Raw genomic sequence first — 1,367 nt, forward strand, 5'->3', positions numbered from 1 at the left:
CCCTCAGATTCGGCTGAACCTGTAGCCCCAGCAGACCCCACCAACCCGGCTGAACCTGCTGGCCCCTCACTACCTGTTGAGCCCATCGAGACTGAGTCACCGGCTCCCTCACCGACCCCTGTGCCGGTTGAGACCGTAAACCCGGACGTCCCGGCACCGAGCCCCGAACCCAGTGAGACTGCATCACCGGTGGCGACCGATACCCCTGTAGCAGAACCGACCACCCCGGCCACCAATGAGCAGACCCCTGCGCCGGTAGCTGAGGTAGTAGCACCGCCGCAGATTGATGAAGAGCAGAACATCGTGCTGACCGGAGCTGTTACCGAGCAGAGCACCGATGAGACCACCGGCGCATCCACCATCGTTACCCAGCAGAGTACCGCAGAGGGTCACCAGGTAACAACCGAGTATGTCACCAATCCGGCAGCCGGGCAGACCACCGTGCGCCAGACCGTCACTGATGCGTCAACCGGCAAGCAGACCATCACCGAGCGCACCGTCCCGGCGACCACCTTTAAGGCAGGTGGCGCAGCCTCAATCACCGCAGCGCAGCACGCTCAGCCGCCTGCTGAGAGCACCAGCAACACCAAGGCTGTTGCGGGCTGGTTCACCAGCGTGCTAGCTCTCGCGCTGGGGGCTGGTGCTATCTTCCAGTACCGTCGCGCTAAGAAGTCTGCCTAAAAGCACGTTGAGCTCGTAGCTCATGAACCCCTGTGGGGCCTGCACCTGATGCGGGCCCCACAGTTCTATCAAGGAGAACCCAATGGCCAAGACCATGACCAGATTACTTACAGCTGGGTCTGCTCTTTCTGCTCTAGGGGCGGCAGCGCTTTTTATGGCCTCCACATCTGGGGGCCAGACAGCGCCCCCTGCACCGTCCGAGACTGTCCACTCAGCGCCAGCGCCGCAGCAGAGCTTTATGGACGTGATGTGCCAGCCGCCTGCTGAGATAGGCCCGATACCGCAGCTACCCCCGATGAGCTGGTGGGCGCCATCTATCAGCACCGGAGCGTCCTTTACCCCCAGTACCACGCTACCTACATCTGCTACCACCGATGACGGCATTATCTATAGCCATTCAGAGGAAATTGGATCTACGCAGGGTGTTTCTTTACTTGTGGGCCATGTTGATTTTGAACCGGGAGCTATCAGCGAGGACGGCGGTGAGCTAACGGCCTGGGGGCAGCTGCATGAACTGTCTGAGTGCGACCTGGTTTTTACAGCTGATGAGAACGGCACGGTGGTGGCCTCCCAGATTACAAGCCTCTACGGCCCCACAGTTTGATGCGACCTTGGAGCAAAAGGCGGCAGCTGACCCAGGCAATGAGGAGCTTCAGAGCCAGTTGCAACAACAACGCGAGGGGCAA

1 protein-coding gene and 1 pseudogene are annotated in these 1,367 nt (G+C 60.6%); both read left to right on the forward strand.

Translation table 11 applies throughout. The features are described 5' to 3' along the window. Positions 1 to 681: pseudogene (locus tag E4U03_RS13035) on the forward strand (hypothetical protein); the annotation flags it as partial. 82 nt (positions 682 to 763) lie between these two features. Beyond that, a complete protein-coding gene (locus E4U03_RS12525) occupies positions 764 to 1,285 on the forward strand; it encodes a hypothetical protein (protein ID WP_135014051.1) in 522 nt (173 codons plus the stop codon). Positions 1,286 to 1,367: the final 82 nt, after the last annotated feature.

This window comes from Rothia nasimurium (assembly GCF_004569295.1).
Lineage (GTDB): Bacteria > Actinomycetota > Actinomycetes > Actinomycetales > Micrococcaceae > Rothia > Rothia nasimurium_B.